The organism is Rhizobium changzhiense, from assembly GCF_013087625.1.
In the GTDB taxonomy this organism is placed as follows: Bacteria; Pseudomonadota; Alphaproteobacteria; order Rhizobiales; family Rhizobiaceae; genus Rhizobium; species Rhizobium sophorae.
Window position 1 is genome coordinate 675,059 of the sequence record NZ_JABFCQ010000002.1, and the last position, 19,000, is coordinate 694,058.

13 protein-coding genes are annotated in these 19,000 nt (G+C 62.7%); 4 read left to right on the forward strand and 9 right to left on the reverse strand.

Annotated elements, in window-relative coordinates:
- The first annotated feature begins 17 nt into the window (after nt 1-17).
- A complete protein-coding gene (locus tag G9X68_RS12730; RefSeq protein ID WP_171602647.1) occupies nt 18-7,142 on the forward strand; it encodes an apolipoprotein A-IV repeat region-like domain-containing protein in 7,125 nt (2,374 codons plus the stop codon).
- Nucleotides 7,143-7,214: 72 nt separating this feature from the next.
- Here the strand turns inward: G9X68_RS12730 and G9X68_RS12735 are convergent, their stop codons facing one another.
- Nucleotides 7,215-7,964 (reverse strand): aminoacyl--tRNA ligase-related protein, encoded by a 750-nt coding sequence (locus tag G9X68_RS12735; RefSeq protein ID WP_171602648.1) that lies wholly within the window; start codon nt 7,962-7,964, stop codon nt 7,215-7,217.
- 372 nt (nt 7,965-8,336) lie between these two features.
- Here G9X68_RS12735 and G9X68_RS12740 point away from each other — a divergent pair, with 372 nt between their 5' ends.
- Nucleotides 8,337-9,212, forward strand: a complete 876-nt coding sequence (locus G9X68_RS12740; protein WP_171602649.1) for a D-alanyl-D-alanine carboxypeptidase family protein — start codon at nt 8,337-8,339, stop codon at nt 9,210-9,212.
- A gap of 26 nt (nt 9,213-9,238) precedes the next feature.
- Here G9X68_RS12740 and G9X68_RS12745 read toward each other — a convergent pair whose 3' ends face one another.
- From G9X68_RS12745 to G9X68_RS12765, 5 genes are all read right to left on the reverse strand, one after another.
- Complete coding sequence (locus G9X68_RS12745) at nt 9,239-10,492, reverse strand: sensor domain-containing diguanylate cyclase (RefSeq protein ID WP_171602650.1); 1,254 nt, start codon at nt 10,490-10,492, stop codon at nt 9,239-9,241.
- A 148-nt stretch (nt 10,493-10,640) separates the two neighbouring features.
- Nucleotides 10,641-11,252, reverse strand: coding sequence for an ABC-type transport auxiliary lipoprotein family protein (locus tag G9X68_RS12750; protein WP_171602651.1), 612 nt, complete (start codon nt 11,250-11,252; stop codon nt 10,641-10,643).
- Between the two features lie 24 nt (nt 11,253-11,276).
- On the reverse strand, nt 11,277-12,647 hold the full coding sequence (locus G9X68_RS12755) for an MlaD family protein (protein ID WP_171602652.1): 1,371 nt from the start codon (nt 12,645-12,647) through the stop codon (nt 11,277-11,279).
- A 9-nt stretch (nt 12,648-12,656) separates the two neighbouring features.
- Nucleotides 12,657-13,499, reverse strand: a complete 843-nt coding sequence (locus G9X68_RS12760) for an ABC transporter ATP-binding protein (RefSeq protein ID WP_171602653.1) — start codon at nt 13,497-13,499, stop codon at nt 12,657-12,659.
- 1 nt (nt 13,500) lies between these two features.
- Entirely contained in the window at nt 13,501-14,670 is a 1,170-nt protein-coding gene (locus tag G9X68_RS12765; protein WP_171602654.1) for an ABC transporter permease, read from the reverse strand.
- A gap of 102 nt (nt 14,671-14,772) precedes the next feature.
- Between G9X68_RS12765 and dgcA the strand changes: the two genes are divergently transcribed.
- Nucleotides 14,773-15,756, forward strand: coding sequence for an N-acetyl-D-Glu racemase DgcA (gene dgcA / locus G9X68_RS12770; RefSeq protein WP_171602655.1), 984 nt, complete (start codon nt 14,773-14,775; stop codon nt 15,754-15,756).
- Here the strand turns inward: dgcA and G9X68_RS12775 are convergent.
- The 3 genes from G9X68_RS12775 to G9X68_RS12785 form a co-directional block, all read right to left on the reverse strand.
- A complete protein-coding gene (locus G9X68_RS12775; RefSeq protein ID WP_171602656.1) occupies nt 15,708-16,928 on the reverse strand; it encodes an MFS transporter in 1,221 nt (406 codons plus the stop codon). The two genes, dgcA and G9X68_RS12775, sit on opposite strands and share 49 nt — an antisense overlap.
- Before the next feature lie 212 nt (nt 16,929-17,140).
- Nucleotides 17,141-17,983, reverse strand: a complete 843-nt coding sequence (locus tag G9X68_RS12780) for a UDP-2,3-diacylglucosamine diphosphatase (RefSeq protein WP_168311198.1) — start codon at nt 17,981-17,983, stop codon at nt 17,141-17,143.
- Complete coding sequence (locus G9X68_RS12785) at nt 17,959-18,219, reverse strand: hypothetical protein (protein WP_171602657.1); 261 nt, start codon at nt 18,217-18,219, stop codon at nt 17,959-17,961. Before G9X68_RS12785 ends, G9X68_RS12780 begins: the two co-directional genes overlap by 25 nt.
- On the opposite strand from G9X68_RS12785, the gene G9X68_RS12790 reads away from it, so the two are divergent.
- On the forward strand, nt 18,196-18,945 hold the full coding sequence (locus G9X68_RS12790; RefSeq protein WP_171602658.1) for a histidine phosphatase family protein: 750 nt from the start codon (nt 18,196-18,198) through the stop codon (nt 18,943-18,945). The two genes, G9X68_RS12785 and G9X68_RS12790, sit on opposite strands and share 24 nt — an antisense overlap.
- The last annotated feature ends 55 nt before the right edge of the window (nt 18,946-19,000 follow it).

The following is a 19,000-nucleotide window of genomic DNA, read 5'->3' on the forward strand; positions in this document are numbered from 1 at the left end:
TAACGAGGCATAACCGAATGGCGAACAACAAATATAACGAGTCAATTGAGGACAAGGCGTTCAAGGCATTGGACGAGGCGCTCCAGATCGACTTTAGCAAGGATAACGTACCGTCTCGCCGTGGCGACGCGCCCCAGGCCCCGGAGGCTAATGTGTCTGATCCAGTAAATGCGCGTAACCAGCAGGCCCAGGAAGAAGCGCAGCGCCGCAGCCGCCGCGGTGCCGCCGGCGAGCAGGCTTCCAGGGGTCCGGCCTTCGCGCCCGCCAACGATGCCAGCCGCAATACGCCCGCCTCGATCCTGAAATCCTTTGACGGCGCCTCCAGCCGCTCGGCGGTGCGCACCGCCACCCTGTTTTCCGTGCTTTGGGTCATGGCCGGCCTCGGCCTGATGTCGCTGCTTTATGCTCCACAGATCTGGCAGATCCGTTCGCTCGCCGATCTCGTCGCCCTGCCCGGCGTTATCGCCGGCCTCGTCGGCATCATCATTCCCGTGATGATGTTCTATGCCTTCGCCATCATGATCTCCCGCGCCCAGGACATGCGCAACGCCGCCCGCTCCATGGCAGAGGTGGCGTTGCGCCTGGCAGAGCCGGAAACCATAGCCTCCGAGCGCATCATGACCGTCGGCCAGGCCGTGCGCCGTGAGGTCTCGGCTATGAATGAAGGCATCGAGCGCACCATCGCGCGTGCCTCCGAGCTGGAAACGCTCGTTCATTCCGAAGTCAATGCGCTTGAGCGTTCTTATGCCGACAACGAGTTGCGCGTTCGCGGCCTTGTCCACGAACTCGGCTCCGAGCGCGAGGCGATCGTCAACCATGCCGACCGTATCCGCACTTCGATCGGCAGCGTCCACGACCAGTTGAAGGAAGAGCTGTCGCTTGCGACCGAAGAGATCGCGGTGCGGCTTGCCACGTCGGGTGAAGCCTTCGCCTCGCTGATCGATACACGCGCCGCGACGATCCTGGAAAAGTCGGACAGCGCCCTGCAGTCGATGGGCAGCCTGCTCGCAGCCAAGACCGATACCCTGCTGCAGACCCTGAACGCATCGGGTTTTGCGCTGGCCACCGAATTCGACAACCGCCTCGAAGCCCTCTCCGTCAATCTCAACGACCATGGCGAAAGGCTGCTTAGCCAGTTCGAGACGCGCGCCTCGACCATGGACAGCAGCACCGAAAAGCTGAATGCGGCGCTGAACGAGCGTACGCACCAGCTCAACGAGATCCTGATCGCCCGCACCCGCGAGATCAATGAGAGCCTGACGTCAGGCGAACGCACCATCGGCGGCACGCTCGACGACGTTCTGTCGAAGCTTAACAGCGCGCTCGACGAAAAGGGCGCAAGCTTCCGCCAGAGCCTGCAGACCACCGCCGACGACGCCGTCATGGATCTCGACGTGCGCTCCGGCTTCTTCGAGGAGCGGCTGCAGACGACCGTCGCCCAGCTGTCGACCGCCTTCGACGAACGCGTCGCCGAATTCACCAGCGCCTTCGACAAACGCACCGGCTCGCTCGACACCAAGCTGATGGAGAGCCTCGCCCGTATCAACGAGACGCTGACCGGCGGCTCGGATTCAATCGACGGCATCCTGAATACCGGCATCGACCGGCTCGGTTCGTCGATGAGCGACCAGTCGCTGGCGCTTGCCACCGCGCTTGCCACCGGCCACGAAGTGCTGGAAAGCACGCTCGGCAACCGGGTGGACGAAATCACCACGGCACTCACCAGCCGCACCGGCGAGCTGACCTCGGCGCTGCAGAGCGCCACTTCGGAAATTGCGCTGACGCTTGCGACCGGCACCTCCGAGCTGCAGAACAACCTTCAGACACGCTCGGCCGAATTCCGCGACACGCTGCGCACCACCACCACCGATCTGACGACGGCCGTTGCCTCTGGCACCGAGCAGGTGACCGCTGCCTTCGGCGGTCGCGCCGAGGAGCTCAGCGGCGTGCTTACCGCCCGCGCGGCCGAAATCAGCGAGGCGCTCGGCACGGCCCACGGCCGTATCGACAGCGTCATGGCAGAGCGCGGCGGCGCATTGCTCGAGGCGCTGACCACCCATCACGGCCGCTTCGAGGAAGCGCTGACGACCCGCTCCGACGCCATCATCAATGCCGTCTCTGGCACCCATGACCGTCTTGCCGAGACGCTCGATGAAAAGGCGATGGCGCTTGCCATCTCTCTGAACGAGAGCCAGGCCCGCATCGAGGACACGCTCGAGACCCGCTCCGAAGCTTTGTTGAACGCCGTCTCCGGCACCCATGATCGCCTCTCCGAGACGCTCGACGAGAAGGCGATGGCGCTGGCCATTTCGCTCAGCGAAAACCAGGCCCGCATCGAAGATACGCTCGAGACGCGCTCCGAGGCCTTCCTCAATGCCGTCTCCGGCACGCATGATCGCCTGTCGGAAACGTTGGACAGCAAGGCGGCGGCCCTTACAACCTCGCTCGACGAGCGCCATGCCCGCATCGAGGATGCGCTTGGAACGCGCGCCGAGGCACTTCTGAACACTGTATCCGGCACGCGCGACCGCCTTGCCGAGACGCTCGACGAGAAGGCGATGGCGCTCGCCATTTCCTTGAACGAAGGCCAGGCCCGCATCGAGGATACGCTTGAAACCCGTTCCGCCGCCCTGCTGAACGCCGTCTCCGGCACCCATGACCGCCTCTCGGAGACGCTGGACGGCAAGGCGGCAGCTTTTGCCGCCTCGTTGAGTGAAGGCCAGGCCCGTATCGAGAATACGCTCGAAACCCGCTCCGCAGCGCTGCTGAATGCCGTCTCCGGTACCCATGATCGCCTCTCCGAAACGCTCGACGAAAGAGCGATGGCACTCGCCATCTCGCTCAACGAAACCCAGACGCGGATCGAGGACACGCTGGAAACCCGCTCGACGGCCCTGCTGAATGCCGTCTCCGGCACCCATGACCGTCTGTCCGAAACGCTGGACGAGAAGGCGATGACGCTCGCCATCTCGCTCAATGAGAGCCAATCGCGGATCGAAGACACGCTGGAAGCACGCTCCGAAGCCTTCCTCAAGGCCGTGTCCGGCACGCACGACCGTCTCTCGGAGACGCTCGACGAAAAGGCGACGGCGATCACCGCCTCCCTGAACGAGAGTCAGAGCCGCCTGCAGGATACGCTGGATAGCCGCTCAGAGTCCTTCCTGAATGCGGTCTCCGCCACGCACGACCGCCTGTCGGAGACACTCGACGATCGGGCGATGGCGCTTGCCATCTCGCTGAACGAGAGCCAGAGCCGTCTCGAGGAGACGCTGACAACAGGCGCCGATGCGATCACCAATGCGGTCTCCGGCACGCATGACGGCCTGAACGGTGTACTCGACCAGAAGGCCGCCGCCCTCGCCTCCTCGCTGAGCGAAGGCCAGGCCCGCCTCGAAGAAGCCTTGGGCCACCGCACCGCCGCGATCATCGGCGCCGTAACGGCAACCCACGATCGGCTCACCGATACGCTCGATGAAAAGACCATGGCGCTCGCCATTTCGCTCGACGATAACCAGAGCCGCTTCGACAGTGTGCTCGAAGCCCGCAGCAACGCCATCATGGAGGCCGTCTCCGGTGCCGAGGCACGAGTGGCCGGCGCCTTCTCCGACAAGACCGATGCGATCCGCACCGCCTATACCGACAATCAGCAGCGGCTCGAAAATGCGCTTTCCGAACATAGCGCCGCCCTCTCGGGCGTTCTCGATGCCGGCGGCGACCGCTTCGAGGATCTCGTCGGCGGCTTGACCGGCCGCATCGAAGGCCGCCTGACCGATGCACATACGCGGCTCGGGGGCCTCGCCGACGAGGCCGCGGCGCGCATCGAGGGCGGGCTCGCCTCTGCCCATGAGCGCATCCGCACGACGCTCGAAGACCGCGCCAACGCCATAGACCTGTCGCTGAACCAGGCCCATGCGCTGATCAGCGATACGCTGGCCGAACAGGCGACCAGCATCGGCACCTCGGTGGCGACGAGCGTCGGCATGCTCGAATTGTCGCTGGAGCACCGTGAAGCCGCTATCCGCCAGGCGATTGATGCCGGCGCCCAGACATTGGAAGATCGCATGCATGCCGGCGCCGGCCAGATCGCCGGCCGTTTCCAGGAGGCGGCAAACGCGATTTCGAGCTCCACCCAGGATTTGTCCACCCATCTCGATCGGTCGGTCGAAAGCCTGACGGGCCGTTTTGAAGAAACCGGATCGCGTGTGGAAGCCGGTCTTGCTGCGATCGAGACCCGCATCCGCGACGGCGTTGGCGGCGTTGCCGAAAAGGTCGAAGCGGCCAGCAGCCAGTTGTCCGGCGTGCTTGCCGACGGCGTTTCCCGTCTCGGTGCGCTTAGCGACGACGCTGCGCAGCGCATCTCGGCGACGCTCGAAGGCAGTGCTGCAAACCTCACTCAGGCGATCGACAGCCGCACCGCCAATCTGGCCGAGACGCTGGACAGCCGCACCACGACCCTGACGGGCGCCATCGAAGGCCGCACTGCAAGCCTCGGCGAAACCCTCGACCGCGGCAATGAACGCATCGAGGAACGTCTCTCGACCATGGACCGCGCCTTGACCGTCGGCCTTGAAGCCGTCAACCGCACCATCGAAGGCAAGGCCGCCGGTCTCGCCTCGACGCTGCGCAGCGCGGTTGCCGACGCAGCCCAGGGAATGGAGGGCGAAGCGACGAGAACCACCGAACTGCTCGGCAAGACCGGCCAGCAATTCGCCAAGGATCTCAATGCAAAAAGCGACGAATTCACCCGCACCATGGATGAGCGCTCGTCACAGATCGTCACCCGGGTCGCCGAAGCTCAGAACCGGCTGGCAAGCCAGGCCGCTGCCGTCGCCCAAACCTTCTCGGAAGCCGGCAACGCCATCGTCAACAAGGTCGCCGAGGCCGAGACCATTGTCGGCACGCAGGTCAATGCCATCTCCAAGGTGCTGTCGGATGCCGGCCAGTCTCTGGAGGCGCGCGGCAGTGCCATCCGCTCGACGCTGTCAGGCGCCGGCAGCGAGATTTCCGCCACCATGGCGGATGTCGACCGAGCGCTCGAAGCCCGCAGCAGCGCCATCCGCTCCAATCTCGAGGAGCGCGCCCGCGAGATCGATACGACGTTCTCCGAGATCGACCGGGGGCTCGAAGCGCGCGGCAACTCGATCCGCTCGACGCTCGAGGAACGCACCCGCGACCTCAACTCGATGCTCGCTGGTCGTTCGGTCGAATTGACGCGCATCCTCGACGAAACGGCCCGCCCGATCATCGACCGCTACACCGATGCCGGCGAGCAGGCTGCCGCTCGCATCACCGCCGCGGCCAACCTCAGCGCCGATCGTCTGCGCGCCGAAAACGAAGCGCTCGCCAGCGCCGTTGCCGCCCGCACCGAGAATGTCGCCAATGCCGTCAGCGCCATCGAGAACAGCCTGGTCGGCAACGTCAACGGCCTTGTCGAGCGCATGTCGGAAAGCAGCGCGGCGATGGCGATGATGATGAACCGCGCCGCCGAGCAACTGACCAGCGTCGACGGCCGTCTCGGCGATACCACGACGCGCTTTGCCGATTCCGCCACCAAGGCTGCTGAAATGGTCTCGGCCTCGACCAGGCTTCTCGAAGGCAAGGTCGACCGCCTCTCCGACATTTCGGGCCAGACGCTATCGCAAGTCGGCAGCATCATCGGCCGCTTCGACGAACACTCCAAGGTCCTGACCCAGGCCTCGCAGCTTCTCGGTGCCGCCCAGTCCAACCTCGCCTCGACACTCGAGGAGCGCGAGAGCGCTCTGCAGACGCTCTCCGTCGGCCTCGTCCAGCGCTCGGCCGAGATCGAAAAGACCATGCGCGGCCTCGGCGGCATGATCGAAACCGTATTCGAGCGGGCAGAGCAGCGCTCGACCCAAGTCACCGGCAATCTGCGCCAGGGCGTGCAGTCCTCCTTCGCCGATATCGGCCGCATTCTCACCGAAACCGAGAAGCGCGCCCAGGAAGCGGCAGAGACGATGCGCGAGGCGATCACCCGCGCCGGCGACGAGGCCAATACGACGATCGACGGCACCTTCGCCAATGTCGAGCGCCGCTCCGGCGATCTCTCCAATCGCATTCGCGGTGGTCTCACCGCCTCGCTGTCGGAGGTCGAGCGCATGCTCGGCGAAGCCGGCCGCGCCTCCGACGGTGCCGCCCAGCACATGCGCGAAGCGCTGCGCGAGGCGATCGATGATGCCGTCGGCCGCTTCTCCGGCGCCACCGAGGATATCCGCCGCTCCGCCGCCGACATCCGCAGCGAACTCGACGCCACCCGCGCCGAACTGAAGCGCGGCGCCTTCGATCTTCCCGAAGAGGCCAAGGAAAGCGCCTCGGCCATGCGCCGGGCCGTCGCCGAGCAGATCAAGGCGCTGCAGGATATCTCCCAACTCGTCGGCCGCTCCAGCCAGCAGCTCGAGATCTCCGAGCCCGTCGCCCGCACGCTCGCCCAGGTCCAGCCGGCGCCCCGCCCCGCCCAGCCGGTCGCAGCCCAGCCTCCGCAGCCGGCAGCGCCGCCGCCGATCGAAGCGACAGGTCTGCGCGGAACGATCGCACCGTCTGCGCCGGCTGCCGCCTCCCAGCGCGCCGCCTCGCAGCCTGCCCCCGCTCGCCAGGAAACAGGTCGCCCGGAAACAGGTCGCCAGGAGCCGGCCCGTCCGGAAAGCGGCGGCTGGATCAGCGATCTCCTGCGCGGCGCCTCGCGTGAGGAGGCTGCTGACGAGGCGGCTGCCCGCGCTCCGGCCCGCCCGGCGGAAACTGCAGCACCGACCGCGCGCAGCAATGACAGCCGCAATCCGCGCCACGTCGTCGAATCGCTGAACTCGCTCTCGGTCGATATCGCCCGCGCCATCGACCACGACGCCTCGGTCGATCTCTGGCGCCGTTATCAACGCGGCGAGCGCGACGTCTTCACCCGCCGCCTCTACACGCTGAAGGGCCAGCAGACCTTCGACGAGATCAAGCGCAAATACGACCGCGAACCGGAATTCCGCACAGCCGTCGACCGCTACATCGGTGATTTCGAAAAGCTGCTCGCCGATGTCGCCCGCACCGACCCGAACCGCACGGTGACGCAATCCTACCTCACCTCGGACACGGGCAAGGTCTACACCATGCTCGCTCATGCAGCAGGCAGGCTCGGCTGAACTTGCTGATCTGAACCAGATATGGGAAAGCCGCTTGAACAGGTGTCAGGCGGCTTTCGTTTTACAATGCCCTCACCGATCGGCCGCTATGTTCCAGTTATAGATACACCGGTCGAGGCCGATGGCGATTTCAAGCACGAGAACATCGTGCTCGACGGCCGCTCCCTTCCTCGGCTGCGACTGGTAGCGCTGTGGAAAGTCCGTGCGTCGGGAGATCGAGCAGACCTCCATCCACTTGTCGCCATTGTCGACCTCGATATCCATCGTCACCTCGGAATAGGCCGGCAACCGGTCGGAGGGTACGATCCGCGTCGGCAGATGGATCAGCGAGGCGATCATGCGGCGCACCGGTTCGAGGCAGGCGGCGTGATAGTCGTTGCCGCTAGCGGCGGTGAAGGCACATTGGAATTCGAGCTGCCAGAATTCCTTCAGCCGCATGTGTTTGCTCGGCTGTTCCTGCTCGCGACGATAGGATCGGCCCGCCTGCCAGACGCAGAGTGGCAGCCGTGTCTTCGAGTGATTGCCGAGAATATGCTGCATGTAGATGTAGGTCGACGGCGTGGTCTCCGGTCTTAGCACCAGCGCGGCATCGCTGGCGGAAAGCTGTTCCTGGACCCAGATATCGGCGTTCGAATAGGCGCTTGAAACCAGCGATCGCGGCATCAGCGCCGGCGCCTCGACCCTTCTGACATCCCAGGCCGGATTGACGGATCTGAGAAACCTGCGGACCTCTTGCGAGAAGAAGCCGATCATATGATCGCGCAAATGGATCTCGCGCTCCTCCCAATGGACGAGCGAATTGACATGATAAAGATTGAGCACGGCGCCTGTCTCCCTGGCAACCTTGATTGACGTGGTGAGGGGCTTTACGTCCAGCAGCGCGCCGGACGCCTCGCGCCCTGGCGTCACAGCAGGACGCGAAGACCTCGTCCGCCAAGAGCGCGCACGATCGCGACCTGCAGGCAGGTGCTGATATGACGGGAGAAAGACGCGCGCTTCATGCTCATGGCGCGTTTTTTTACGTGCAGTCCGCATCATTGTCAAAACCGAAGAGGGTGAGACAAAAGGAATCAGCTGTGGATGATCCTTTTTTATTGCCCCCTGTCCTTCATTCCGTCACAAACTTTTCTGATCCGCTCATATTCAAACAGAACGGCTCACTCCGCCATCCAAACGACAGAGACAGCAACATTGATGACCAAGACGACATCCCGGCTCCTTGCCACCGCGCTCTCCTCCTTTTTCCTGATGGGTGCTTTCACTCAGGTTCAGGCAGGCCAGGCAAGCTTCGTCGTGGATGTGCAGTCCGGCCAGGTCCTCGAAGGTTCCAACCAGGACGATCTGAACTACCCGGCGTCGCTGACCAAGATGATGACGCTCTATCTCGCCTTCGAAGCCCTGCATGACGGACGCCTCAACTGGGACCAGAAGCTCACCATGTCGGAAAATGCCGAGAGCAAGGAGCCCTTCAAGCTCGCCGTCGGCGTTGGCCGCAAGGTGACTTTGCGCGAAGCCGTCGAAGGAGTCGTCGTGCTCTCCGCCAATGATGCAGCTGTGGCGATCGCCGAGCAGCTTGGCGGCACCGAACAGGCCTTCGCCAAGACGATGACCGACAAGGCGCGCCAGCTCGGCATGAAGGATACGGTCTTCAAGAACCCGTCGGGCCTTCCCGATCCCGAGCAGGTCACCACGGCGCGGGACATGGCGACGCTCGGCGTTTCGCTGATGCGGGACTTCCCCGAGGAGTTCAAGCTCTTCTCCATGCGCGGCTTCCAATTCCGCGGCATGAAGCTGCGCGGCCACAACAACCTCATGTATCGCTATGATGGCGTCGACGGCATCAAGACAGGCTACACCGATGCATCGGGCTACAACGTCGTGACCTCGGCCCTGAAGGATGGCCGCCGCGTGGTCGGCGTCGTCATGGGCGAAAAAACCGCGAGTATACGCGATGACAAGATGGCAAGTCTGCTGGACAGCACGCTGTCATCGTCATCGACCGCCACGGCATCCACGACACCGGGCAGCCAGCCGGGAGCGACGATGACGGATTCGCAGCCGACGAAGTAGTTGATGAGCGGTGACTCGTCGACAGATTACCTGAAAGCTACTTCCAGATGCTGGCGGTCTTGCGCGATCACCCGGCAATTCGTTTCGAATCCTTCGCCTTTGATGGCCAGGATGAATTCCGAAGGAATGCCTGATGTATTGGAGACTGAGATGCCGGCGCTCTCCGAGCCGATGGATTTGACGGTGCAGTCGATGGTCGAGCGTCGATCGTTGAACAGGATCGAACCCGCCTTCAGCACCCGCCGCCGAGCGCCAATGGCGTGATCGGCGTGGATGGAACTCCACGACACGCAACGATTCCGTCCGCCATGCTTGGCCTGATACATCGCCGCATCCGCCTGAGCCAGCAGGGTCTCGATCTCCTTGCTGACGATCGAGAGTGCCGACGTTCCGAAGCTGGCTGTTACGGTCAGGGTGCCATGATCGCCGCGTATGATCTGAGAGGCGACGGCGGCTCTGAGTTTCTCGGCGACGGCGACGGCACCTTCCCGATCGACATGCGGCAGGATGACGGCAAATTCCTCGCCGCCAAGACGGCCGAACAGATCACCGGCTCGAAGGGCCGTCTTGCAAGTCGATGCGACCGCCTTGAGAACCTCGTCTCCTGCCGCATGCCCATGCGTATCGTTCACCTGCTTGAAATGGTCGATATCGAAGACGATGCACGACAGGTCGTGTTGGTGTCGCAAAGCGAGCGAAATCAGCTGCTCCGCCTCCTGCTTGAAGGCACGCCGCGTCATCGCCTCGGTGAGGCTGTCGATCGCGGCCGACTGCATGAGCTCGATGCGGTCCATCGCGGCCCCCGCCAGTTCCTCGAGAATGCCGAGATCTCGGTTGCCGAATGATCGTGGCCTGCGGTCGATGGCGCATACCGTTCCGATCATGTGCCCGGCTTTTGTTCTCAACGGCACACCGGCATAAAAACGAATATTGTCCTCGCCCGTCACCGCGGGATGCTGTGAAAACCGCGAGTCCTTGGTGGCGTCCTGCACGACAACAGGCTTTTCACAGTCCACGACATAGCGGCAGAACGTGTCTTCGCGCGACACTTCGTCGGCCGAAAGGCCGGAGCACGCCTTATACCATTGCCGATGCGCATCGATCAGCGACACGATGCCGATGTCGATGGAAAATATCTCCTTTATCAGCCGTACGATCCGCTCGAAGCCCTCGTCCCTCGGCGTGTCGAGGATGTCGAGTTGCTGCAGCACAGCCAGGCGATCATTTTCGCGTTGGATCGCTTCCGATGACGATTTCCCGAAGACTCGTGCAGCCACCATGCAACATTCCTCCTGAAAAGGGATTGTATGATGCGTTCCATAAATTCATGAAGAAATTGAATACGATGACGACACCCATGCCATGGGATCAAATATTTTTCAAAATCGACAACCCCCGATATTCACTGGGCGGCCTCGAAATTCCAATTCAAATTGAGCGCAGCGTCCAGGTGACGATTTCGGAGGCAACCGTTGAGAAGGCGCGGTCGAGGCCCTTGACAAAGCCGTCATTGTCGCCGCCGGCCGGCGCCATGGCGCGGAACACCTTCTGAGCGCGCACCGAGCCGTTGCGATCGTTGAGGATCTTGGCGGAAATTTCGACCACTGCCTGGTTGCTGTTCGAAGCATCGATCTCGAAGGCGCGGATATCGGTGACGATCTGGTAGTCGATCGCCAGCCCCTGCCCCGGCATGCCGACGCCGCCGAGCTTGCCCGAGTTCTCGAAGGCTTCCACCAGCTTCGACTGCACTATGCGCGGCAGCTTGTCGCCCCACTGCGCCTTTGAGAGATACTGGATTTCCGACGGCGAAACACGGATGACGATCTGCTCGCTGTCGAGCGACCTTAGCGCCGTGGGGCTGGCGATCAGAATTTGGCGGGATTTGGCCGCGGGTCCGCTGCCGTCGACGGCAGCGGGCAGGTCATAGGTGTCGTTCTTGGCCGCGGTGCCGCACCCCGAAAGGATCAGCGCCGTCAGCGGCAGCGCGATCACCGTTCCCCTGATCCAAGAACGGCGCGACAACAGATGCGATGCGACCATATTAGGCTACCCCTGATTTCCCAGTTAACGCCGCGTCCGGCCGTCATATTGCTTCACCGTGTCCCCGCCGAAGATCAGGCGCTGCGGATTACGGTCGAAGTTGGTGATCGTATCGTTCAGATTGCTCACGGTTCCGCGCATGTCGTTGACGAGAGTCTGCACGTCGCGCAAGCCGCCGCTCGAGAATTTCTGCAGATTGTCGGCAATCGGCCCGATCCGAGAGTTCAGGTTGTCGGCGACCTTCTTGAAGGATTCCAGCGTATTGCGCGCTTCCGTGAACAGCGATTGCGTATTGTCGGTTCCAAGCAGCGCATCGACCTTGATGAGAATGCCGTCGATTCGGGTCGAGGCCGAATTCAGCTTGTTGGAAAGCTGCGACACGTCCTGGATCGTCTGGTCGATATCTTTCTGACGCGCCGAAACCGTGTTGGCGACATCGCGGATCGAGGCGACGGCGGCGCGCGCATCCTTGGTCGCCTGCGCGATATCGTCGACGGAACCCTTCACCTTCGCCGGGTCGATCTGGGCAACGAGCGTATCGACGCGGTCGAGTGTCACCTGAGCCTGCTTGCCGAAATCGTTGAAGGTGGTGGCCGTCTGGTCGAACTTCTGGATCGCGCCCTTGAGGTCGCCCGAGGCATCGGCGACATTGGCGGTGATCTTCTCGGCATTGGAGACGATGTTGTCGATCTTCTGCGCATCGACCGCCTTGACCAGCGATTCGACAGCTTGAAGCGTCGAATCGACACGGCCGGAGACCGCCTTCACCGTATTGGAGAGCTCACCCACGCTCTGCAGGAAGGCATCGATATTGCCGGAATTCTTGGCAAGCGCATCCGAAAACGTCTCGGCATTCTTGAAAGTCTCGGTCAACGGCCCGCGCGAATCTTCGATGAAACCCTGAAGCTCGCCGACCGCGTCGTTGGCGCGATCGAGGATCTTGTCGGCGGTCGCCAGAAGATTGGTGACACTCGACTGGTCGGCGACGATGACGGCGCGTTTGTTATTGTCGATCGCATGCTGGAGGATGCTTTCCTCGCCCTTGCGACCGCCCGAGAGTTCGATATAGGCAGCCCCGGTCAAACCCTGGATTTCAAGGGCGGCCTTGGTGGAGGGGTAGATCGGCGCATCGGTGCGCACCTGAGTGAAGGCCAGCGAATATTGCGGATCGTCGGCATCGATCGACAGCGTCTGCACCGAGCCGATCTGGATACCGTTGAAGCGCACCGGCGAGCCGACGCTAAGCCCGTTGGCCGAGCCCGGAATACGAACGATCAGCTCCGTCATCGGGCCGCCGCGGCCATATTCGGCCATCCAGTAAACGAAGCCGAAGGCCGCCGCGATCACCAGCACCGTGAAAAAACCGACAATTGTGTAATTGGCTTTGGTTTCCATCTTATCCGGTCACTTCCCGCTGCTGCCGTGCCGCGCGCCATCGTCCTGCGGCACGATCGACCGCGCCCGCTTACCTTTGAAATAGGCCTGCACCCACGGATCGTCATAGGCCAGCATGTCTTCGATCGTGCCTTCCACCATTACCCGTTTCTTTCCGAGCACGGCAATACGGTCGCAGACCGAAAACAGGCTGTCGAGGTCGTGCGTCACCATATACACGGTCAGTCCAAGACTATCGCGCAGGTTGGCGATCAGTTCGTCGAATTCGGCCGCACCGATCGGGTCGAGACCCGAGGTCGGTTCGTCCAGGAAGACGAGTTCCGGATCGAGCGCCAGCGCGCGGGCAAGGGCGGCGCGCTTGATCATGCCGCCGGAAAGCTCGGACGGATATTTGTCGGCGGCGTCGGCCGCAAGCCCGACCATGCGGATCTTCAGATGCGCCAATTCGTCCATCAGCGAGCGCGGCAGGTCGAGATATTCGCGCATCGGCACCTGGATGTTTTCCTTGACCGTCAGCGACGAGAACAGTGCCCCCTGCTGGAACAGCACGCCGAGCCGCATGTCAAGCGCGTTGCGCTGCGGTTCATCGAGCTCGTCGAAATCCTGGCCGAGGATCTTGATCGTGCCGGAGCGGCGCGGCAACAGCCGGAGCACCGTGCGCATCAACACCGATTTGCCGGTGCCCGACGCGCCGACGAAACCGAGGATCTCGCCGCGATAGATATTGAGGTTCAGATTGTCGAGCACGACCTTGGAGCCGAAGCCGACGGTGACGTCGCGCGCCGACAACACGATGTCCCTTTCGTCCTTGTCTTCCGTATCGATCGGTTTCTCGTCCACGCGGTCTGCCATCCTAGAAATCGATCGCTGCATAGAACATCGCAAAAAGCCCGTCCATCAGGATGACGACGAAAATCGCCTTCACCACCGCGGCCGTCACATGCTGGCCGAGCGATTCCGCGCTGCCGCCGACCTTCAGCCCCTCGACGGCGGCGACGATGCCGATGACGAGCGCCATGAACGGCGCCTTGATCATGCCTGAGAGCACCGTCGACAGTGTCACCGCCTCGTGCAGGCGCGACAGGAAGTTGGCGAAGGTGATGCCGGAATAGCCCCAGGCAACAGCGGCAGCCCCGCCCAGCGAAGCGAAATTTGCGAGCACCGTCAAAAGCGGCAGCGCGATGGTCAGCGCCACCAGCCGCGGGAAGATCAGCACGCCGATGGGGTTCAACCCCATCACCTTCAGCGCGTCGATCTCTTCGCGCATCTTCATCGAGCCGATTTCGGCGGTGATGGCGCTGCCGGAACGGCCGGCGATCATGATCGAGGTCAGAAGCACGCCGATTTCGCGCAATTGCAGGATGCCGACGAGATCGACGACGAAAACCTCCGCGCCGAAATAACGCAGCTGGAAGGCGCCCTGCTGGGCGATGATCGCCCCGATCAGAAACGACATCAACAGAATGATCGGAACGGCGCGAACGCCCATATGGTCGATCTGGTTGACGATGGAGGCTGGCGAAACGCCGCTGCCGCGGCCGAACTTCATCTGCGCGCCGCGCACCGCCGAGCCGAGGATATACATGGAGGCGGCGAAATTGTCCCAGAGGTCGTAGGTCATCCTGCCGATCGGCGCGAATATGCGCGCGGCAAGCGAGACTTTTTCCGTCTGCTCCGGCTCGGGTTTGGCCGGCTCCTCGGAAAACATCTCCAGCATTTCGTCGATATGCGGATTGGTGCCTTCGAAGCGAACCGTACGCCCGCCAGCCTCTTCCTGCTTTTTCAGCCGGCACAGCAGCCAGATGCCGGCTGTGTCGATCTCCGAAATATCCGAGAGGTCTACCGTCAGGTCGCCGGTCTTCTTCTGCAGGAGCTTTTCGAAATCGCGCAGCACCAGATGGATGTAGGCGCTGCGCCAATTTCCCTGAAGACGCACACGCTGTCCCGAGCCATCAGCCTGGTCGTCCACATCAAGGGAGGCGGCGTTGCGATTCTCGGCGTTCAAGATACTTGTGTCTTTCAAGGCTTACAGCGACATCGCCGAATCGCGAAGCAGATCGTTCGTCGCCCGGCGCGTCAATATACAGAAGCACCGTGCAATTTCCATGCTTGCAGGAGAGCAATAATGCCGCGCACCCTCGATATCCAGATGAATTCCTTTCCGATTGCCGGGACCTTCACCATCTCGCGCGGGGCAAAGACCGAAGCCGAGGTCATCACCTGCACGCTTATCGAAGAGGGTGCACAGGGGCTCGGCGAATGCGTGCCTTACCGCCGCTACGGCGAGACCATGGAGAGTGTTTTCGCCCAGATCGAGGCGGCGCGACCGCTGATCGAGGCCGGCATCTCGCGCCATGACCTGCTGTCGGCCATGCCGCCGGGTGCGGCCCGCAACGCCGTCGACTGCGCCCTTTGGGACCTCGAGGCGAAGCGGACGGGAGACAGTGTCGCCGTCCGCCTCGGCCTGTCCGCTCCGCAGCCGCTCACCACAGCCTACACCATCTCGCTCGGTGAGCCGGAGGTGATGGCCGCCCAGGCGCGCGAGCATGCCGGCCGCGCCCTGCTGAAGGTCAAGATCGGCACCGGCGACGATGAAAGCCGCATCCGCGCCGTCCGCGCCGCCGCGCCCGATGCCGAAATCATCCTCGACGCCAATGAAGGTTGGCCGGAAGCGGTGTTGGAGCGTCATCTCCATATCGCCGCGGAAGCAGGCATCGCCCTCGTCGAGCAGCCGCTGCCGGCCGGCCGCGATGGGCTGCTCGCCGAAATCCGCCGCCCGCTCCTCGTCTGCGCCGATGAGAGCGTCCACCACACCGGCGATCTCGCAAGCCTTGCCGACCGCTACGACGCGATCAACATCAAGCTCGACAAGACGGGCGGCCTGACGGAGGCGTTGTCGATGAAGGCCGAGGCCGAACGGCTTGGATTCAGCATCATGATCGGCTGCATGGTCGGCACCTCGCTTGCCATGGCGCCCGCCGTTCTGCTCGCCCAGAATGCCGATTTCGTCGATCTCGATGGTCCGCTGCTACTTGCTCGCGACCGCGAACCTGGCCTGCGTTACGCCGCTTCCCTGGTATTTCCGCCCGAAACTAGCCTTTGGGGCTGAAGGTAATAGGCTGAGATAACGAGGCCGAGGCCGGCGAACGCCACGACGGCCATGACGTAATAGCTGACGACGCCGAGCCAGGCATAGAGATAACCCGACGCCAGGGTCATCAGCGCCATCGCCATGCCGACATAGAAGAAATAGGCGCCCTGTGCCGAGGACTCCTGCGTCTCCTGCACCGTCGCCACGATCCGCCGCTGAACGCCGGTATGCACGAAGGCATAGGTGAAACCGTGGAAACATTGCAGCAGGAAGAAACCGGCAAAACCCGTATTCATCGGAAACAGGATCCAGCGGCAGACGCTGACGGCGCAGCCGAAGCGGATCAGCGTCCAGGCGTCGAAGCGACGGCTGAGACGCTTCGACAGAAAGAACACCGTCACTTCCGAAGCGACGCCGGCGCTCCAGAGCAGGCCGACCTCGGTGCCGGAAAAGCCGAGGTGATGCCAGTAGATCGAGGAGAAGGCGTTGAGCACCGCATGGCTCGATTGCTGGATGGCGACGCCGATCAAGAGCAGCAGCAGGTGCGGCTCACGCAGGCCGCTGCCGGTGGCGGCCGGAAGATCGATCGGCTGGCCTCGCCGCCGCGTCGGCCCGATGCGCGGGCAGAAGATCGCCATGACCACGGTCATGATAAAGCCGAACATCATGATCGGCAGCACCATCCCCCCGCCCCACTGGTTGATGAGTTCGCCGCCGACCAGCGTCGAAACGATGAAAGCAATCGAGCCCCAGACCCGCATCGATCCGTAATCGAGCCCCCAGCGGCGCACGCCCGATATGACGATCGATTCGACGACCGGCACATAGGGCGCGAAGGTGGCGCCCTGCAGCGTAAAGACGATGAAGACAGGCCAGAAAGTCGTCGTCCAATAGAGTGCTACCGCCGTCAGCAGCGACAGGCCGCCTGACCAGAGCAGCACGTCGGCGCGTTCCTTCATCCGGTCGGCGATCATGGCGACAATAGGCGCCACAAGCACGCGCACCACCATGGGAACGGCCAGGATGACACCGATTTCATGGTCGCTGAAGCTGTGGCCCGCAAGCCAGACGGGGAAGAACGGCAGGACGATGCCGTTGACGAGCAGCGGCGCGCAATAGGAAAGCGCGCTGAGCAGCCGGAAGCGCGGCGGCGCTCCCTCACCCGTCGGAGAATTTTGAGCGGGAATCATGGGGGGACCTGAAGGAAACTGGTCGTTGTCCTAACACACCACCCTGGAGGCGGCTATTGCGAGAAATAGCCGTTCTGAAACGTTTTAGAAAATAAATAGGGCCTGTCGCCTGACGGTAACGGCTAAATTCCTACGGCAAAATTTCAAAGGTGCTAAGGCGTCCTCTGCGCGTCTCAAAAGATGCGCGGCGCTGTAAAGCGCGGTCGCCAAAATCAGGCGGCCTGCGGGGCCAGCTCACCCTCGTCATGCATTTCGATGGCTGCAAGCGCCGGCACACTGCTGGCGAGCGACCGCCAGGTGATCAGTTCGAAGGTGCCATCCTCGTGTTCGGCAACCGCCGTGCAGCTTTCCACCCAATCGCCGGTGTTGATGTAGCGGATGCCGTCCATGTCCTGGATCACGGCGTGGTGGATATGTCCGCAGATGACGCCGTCAGCGCCGTTTTTGCGGGCTTCCTCGGCCACGACGCGCTCGAATTCGCCGATGAAATTGACGGCATGCTTGACCTGCAGCTTCGCCCAGGCCGAGAACGACCAGTAGGGCATGCCGAGCCGGCGGCGCACCGCCGCCAGGATGATGTTGATGCGGATTGCCGTGTCATAAGCCCAGTCGCCGAGGTAGGCGAGCAGCCGGGCGTTGCGGACCACGACGTCGAACTCGTCGCCATGCAGGATCAGGTATTTTTTTCCATCGGCGCCGTCATGCATCATGCGCTCGACGACCTCGATGCCGCCGAAATGCATACCCGGGAAGGCGCGCAGGAATTCGTCGTGATTGCCGGGAATATAGACGACGCGCGTGCCCTTGCGCGCCTTGCGCAACAGTTTCTGGACGACGTCGTTGCAGACCTGTGGCCAGTACCAGCTGCGCTTCAGGCGCCAGCCGTCTACGATGTCGCCAACGAGCACGATCGTATCGGCCTCGTGGTGGCGGAGGAAATCCAGCAGGAAGTCGGCCTTCGCGGCCTTGGAGCCGAGATGGACATCGGAAATGAAGAGCGTGCGGAAATGTCTGGGTTCCATCATGTCTTTCACGAGCTGCCGCTCATGTCCCATCTTTCATCTAGCCTTCCAAAACCAGACTCGTGTTTCAGGAAGATGACAAGCTGGGGAAAAGCCCTGCAAACCTGTTCATCCCACGCGGGCAGAATGCCCGTCGCCGTGCGGGCAGTATGCCCGTCACCGCCAGGCCCGCCGACAAGGTTGCCCTGTGCATTGAGGGCGTTCATGATGATGGCGATTCCATATCCGACAATGCGGGATGGCTGATGCGTCTCTTTCTCGTTCGCCACGGCGAATCCCTCGGCAACATCAACGAACAGGCCTACCGCCAATTCGGCGATCACAACGTGCCGCTGACGCAGTGGGGCCATCGGCAGGCACTCGAGGCAGGCGGCGTGATCGCGTCCTATCTCAAGGCATTGCCGAGCGCGGGTTTCGGCAAGCTGCAGATCTGGTATTCACCCTTTCTGAGGACCCGGCAGAGCAAGGATGCGCTGCTCGAAGCCCTGCCGGAAAGTTTTGTCGGCGATATCAGGGAGGATTATCTGCTGCGCGAGCAGGATTTCGGTCTCTTCACCGAAATCTACGACCACGCCGAACAGAAGCAGAAGTTTCCCGAGGAGTTCGAGAAATGGGCGAGGCTGCGCAGCAACAGCGGCAAGTTCTACGCACGGCCGCCGGATGGCGAAAGCCGGGCGGATGTGGCCCAGCGGGTGCGCCTGTTCCTCCAGACCGTCATGCACGACGCTGAAAATAGCGACCACAACGTCGTGATCGTCGGTCATGGCGTTACCAACCGGGCGGTCGAAATGAATTTCCTGCACCGCCCGGTCGAGTGGTTCGAGCGCTCCGACAATCCCGGAAACGCCGATATCACCCTGATCGAGGGGACGCGCTCGCAAGGGTACGAGTCGATCCTGCTGCATCAGGCGGCCGACCGGCAGCCCGGACAGGAAGGCGAACTGCGCGATGCTTATGGCGCCGACGTGACGATCACGCCGAAGCCGACGGCATAATTCCTCAAAGCGGACCGGCGCAAAGGTGGCGGGTTGCGCAAGGCACCCGCCAATT

Bases quoted from the DNA above. Each gene is read 5' to 3' on its own strand.
- G9X68_RS12730 (WP_171602647.1), top strand. From the start codon at position 18: ATGGCGAACAACAAATATAACGAGTCAATTGAGGACAAGGCGTTCAAG.
- G9X68_RS12740 (WP_171602649.1), top strand. From the start codon at position 8,337: ATGACCAAGACGACATCCCGGCTCCTTGCCACCGCGCTCTCCTCCTTT.
- G9X68_RS12745 (WP_171602650.1), bottom strand. From the start codon at position 10,492: ATGGTGGCTGCACGAGTCTTCGGGAAATCGTCATCGGAAGCGATCCAA.
- G9X68_RS12750 (WP_171602651.1), bottom strand. From the start codon at position 11,252: ATGGTCGCATCGCATCTGTTGTCGCGCCGTTCTTGGATCAGGGGAACG.
- G9X68_RS12755 (WP_171602652.1), bottom strand. From the start codon at position 12,647: ATGGAAACCAAAGCCAATTACACAATTGTCGGTTTTTTCACGGTGCTG.
- G9X68_RS12760 (WP_171602653.1), bottom strand. From the start codon at position 13,499: ATGGCAGACCGCGTGGACGAGAAACCGATCGATACGGAAGACAAGGAC.
- dgcA (WP_171602655.1), top strand. From the start codon at position 14,773: ATGCCGCGCACCCTCGATATCCAGATGAATTCCTTTCCGATTGCCGGG.
- G9X68_RS12775 (WP_171602656.1), bottom strand. From the start codon at position 16,928: ATGATTCCCGCTCAAAATTCTCCGACGGGTGAGGGAGCGCCGCCGCGC.
- G9X68_RS12780 (WP_168311198.1), bottom strand. From the start codon at position 17,983: ATGGGACATGAGCGGCAGCTCGTGAAAGACATGATGGAACCCAGACAT.
- G9X68_RS12790 (WP_171602658.1), top strand. From the start codon at position 18,196: ATGCGTCTCTTTCTCGTTCGCCACGGCGAATCCCTCGGCAACATCAAC.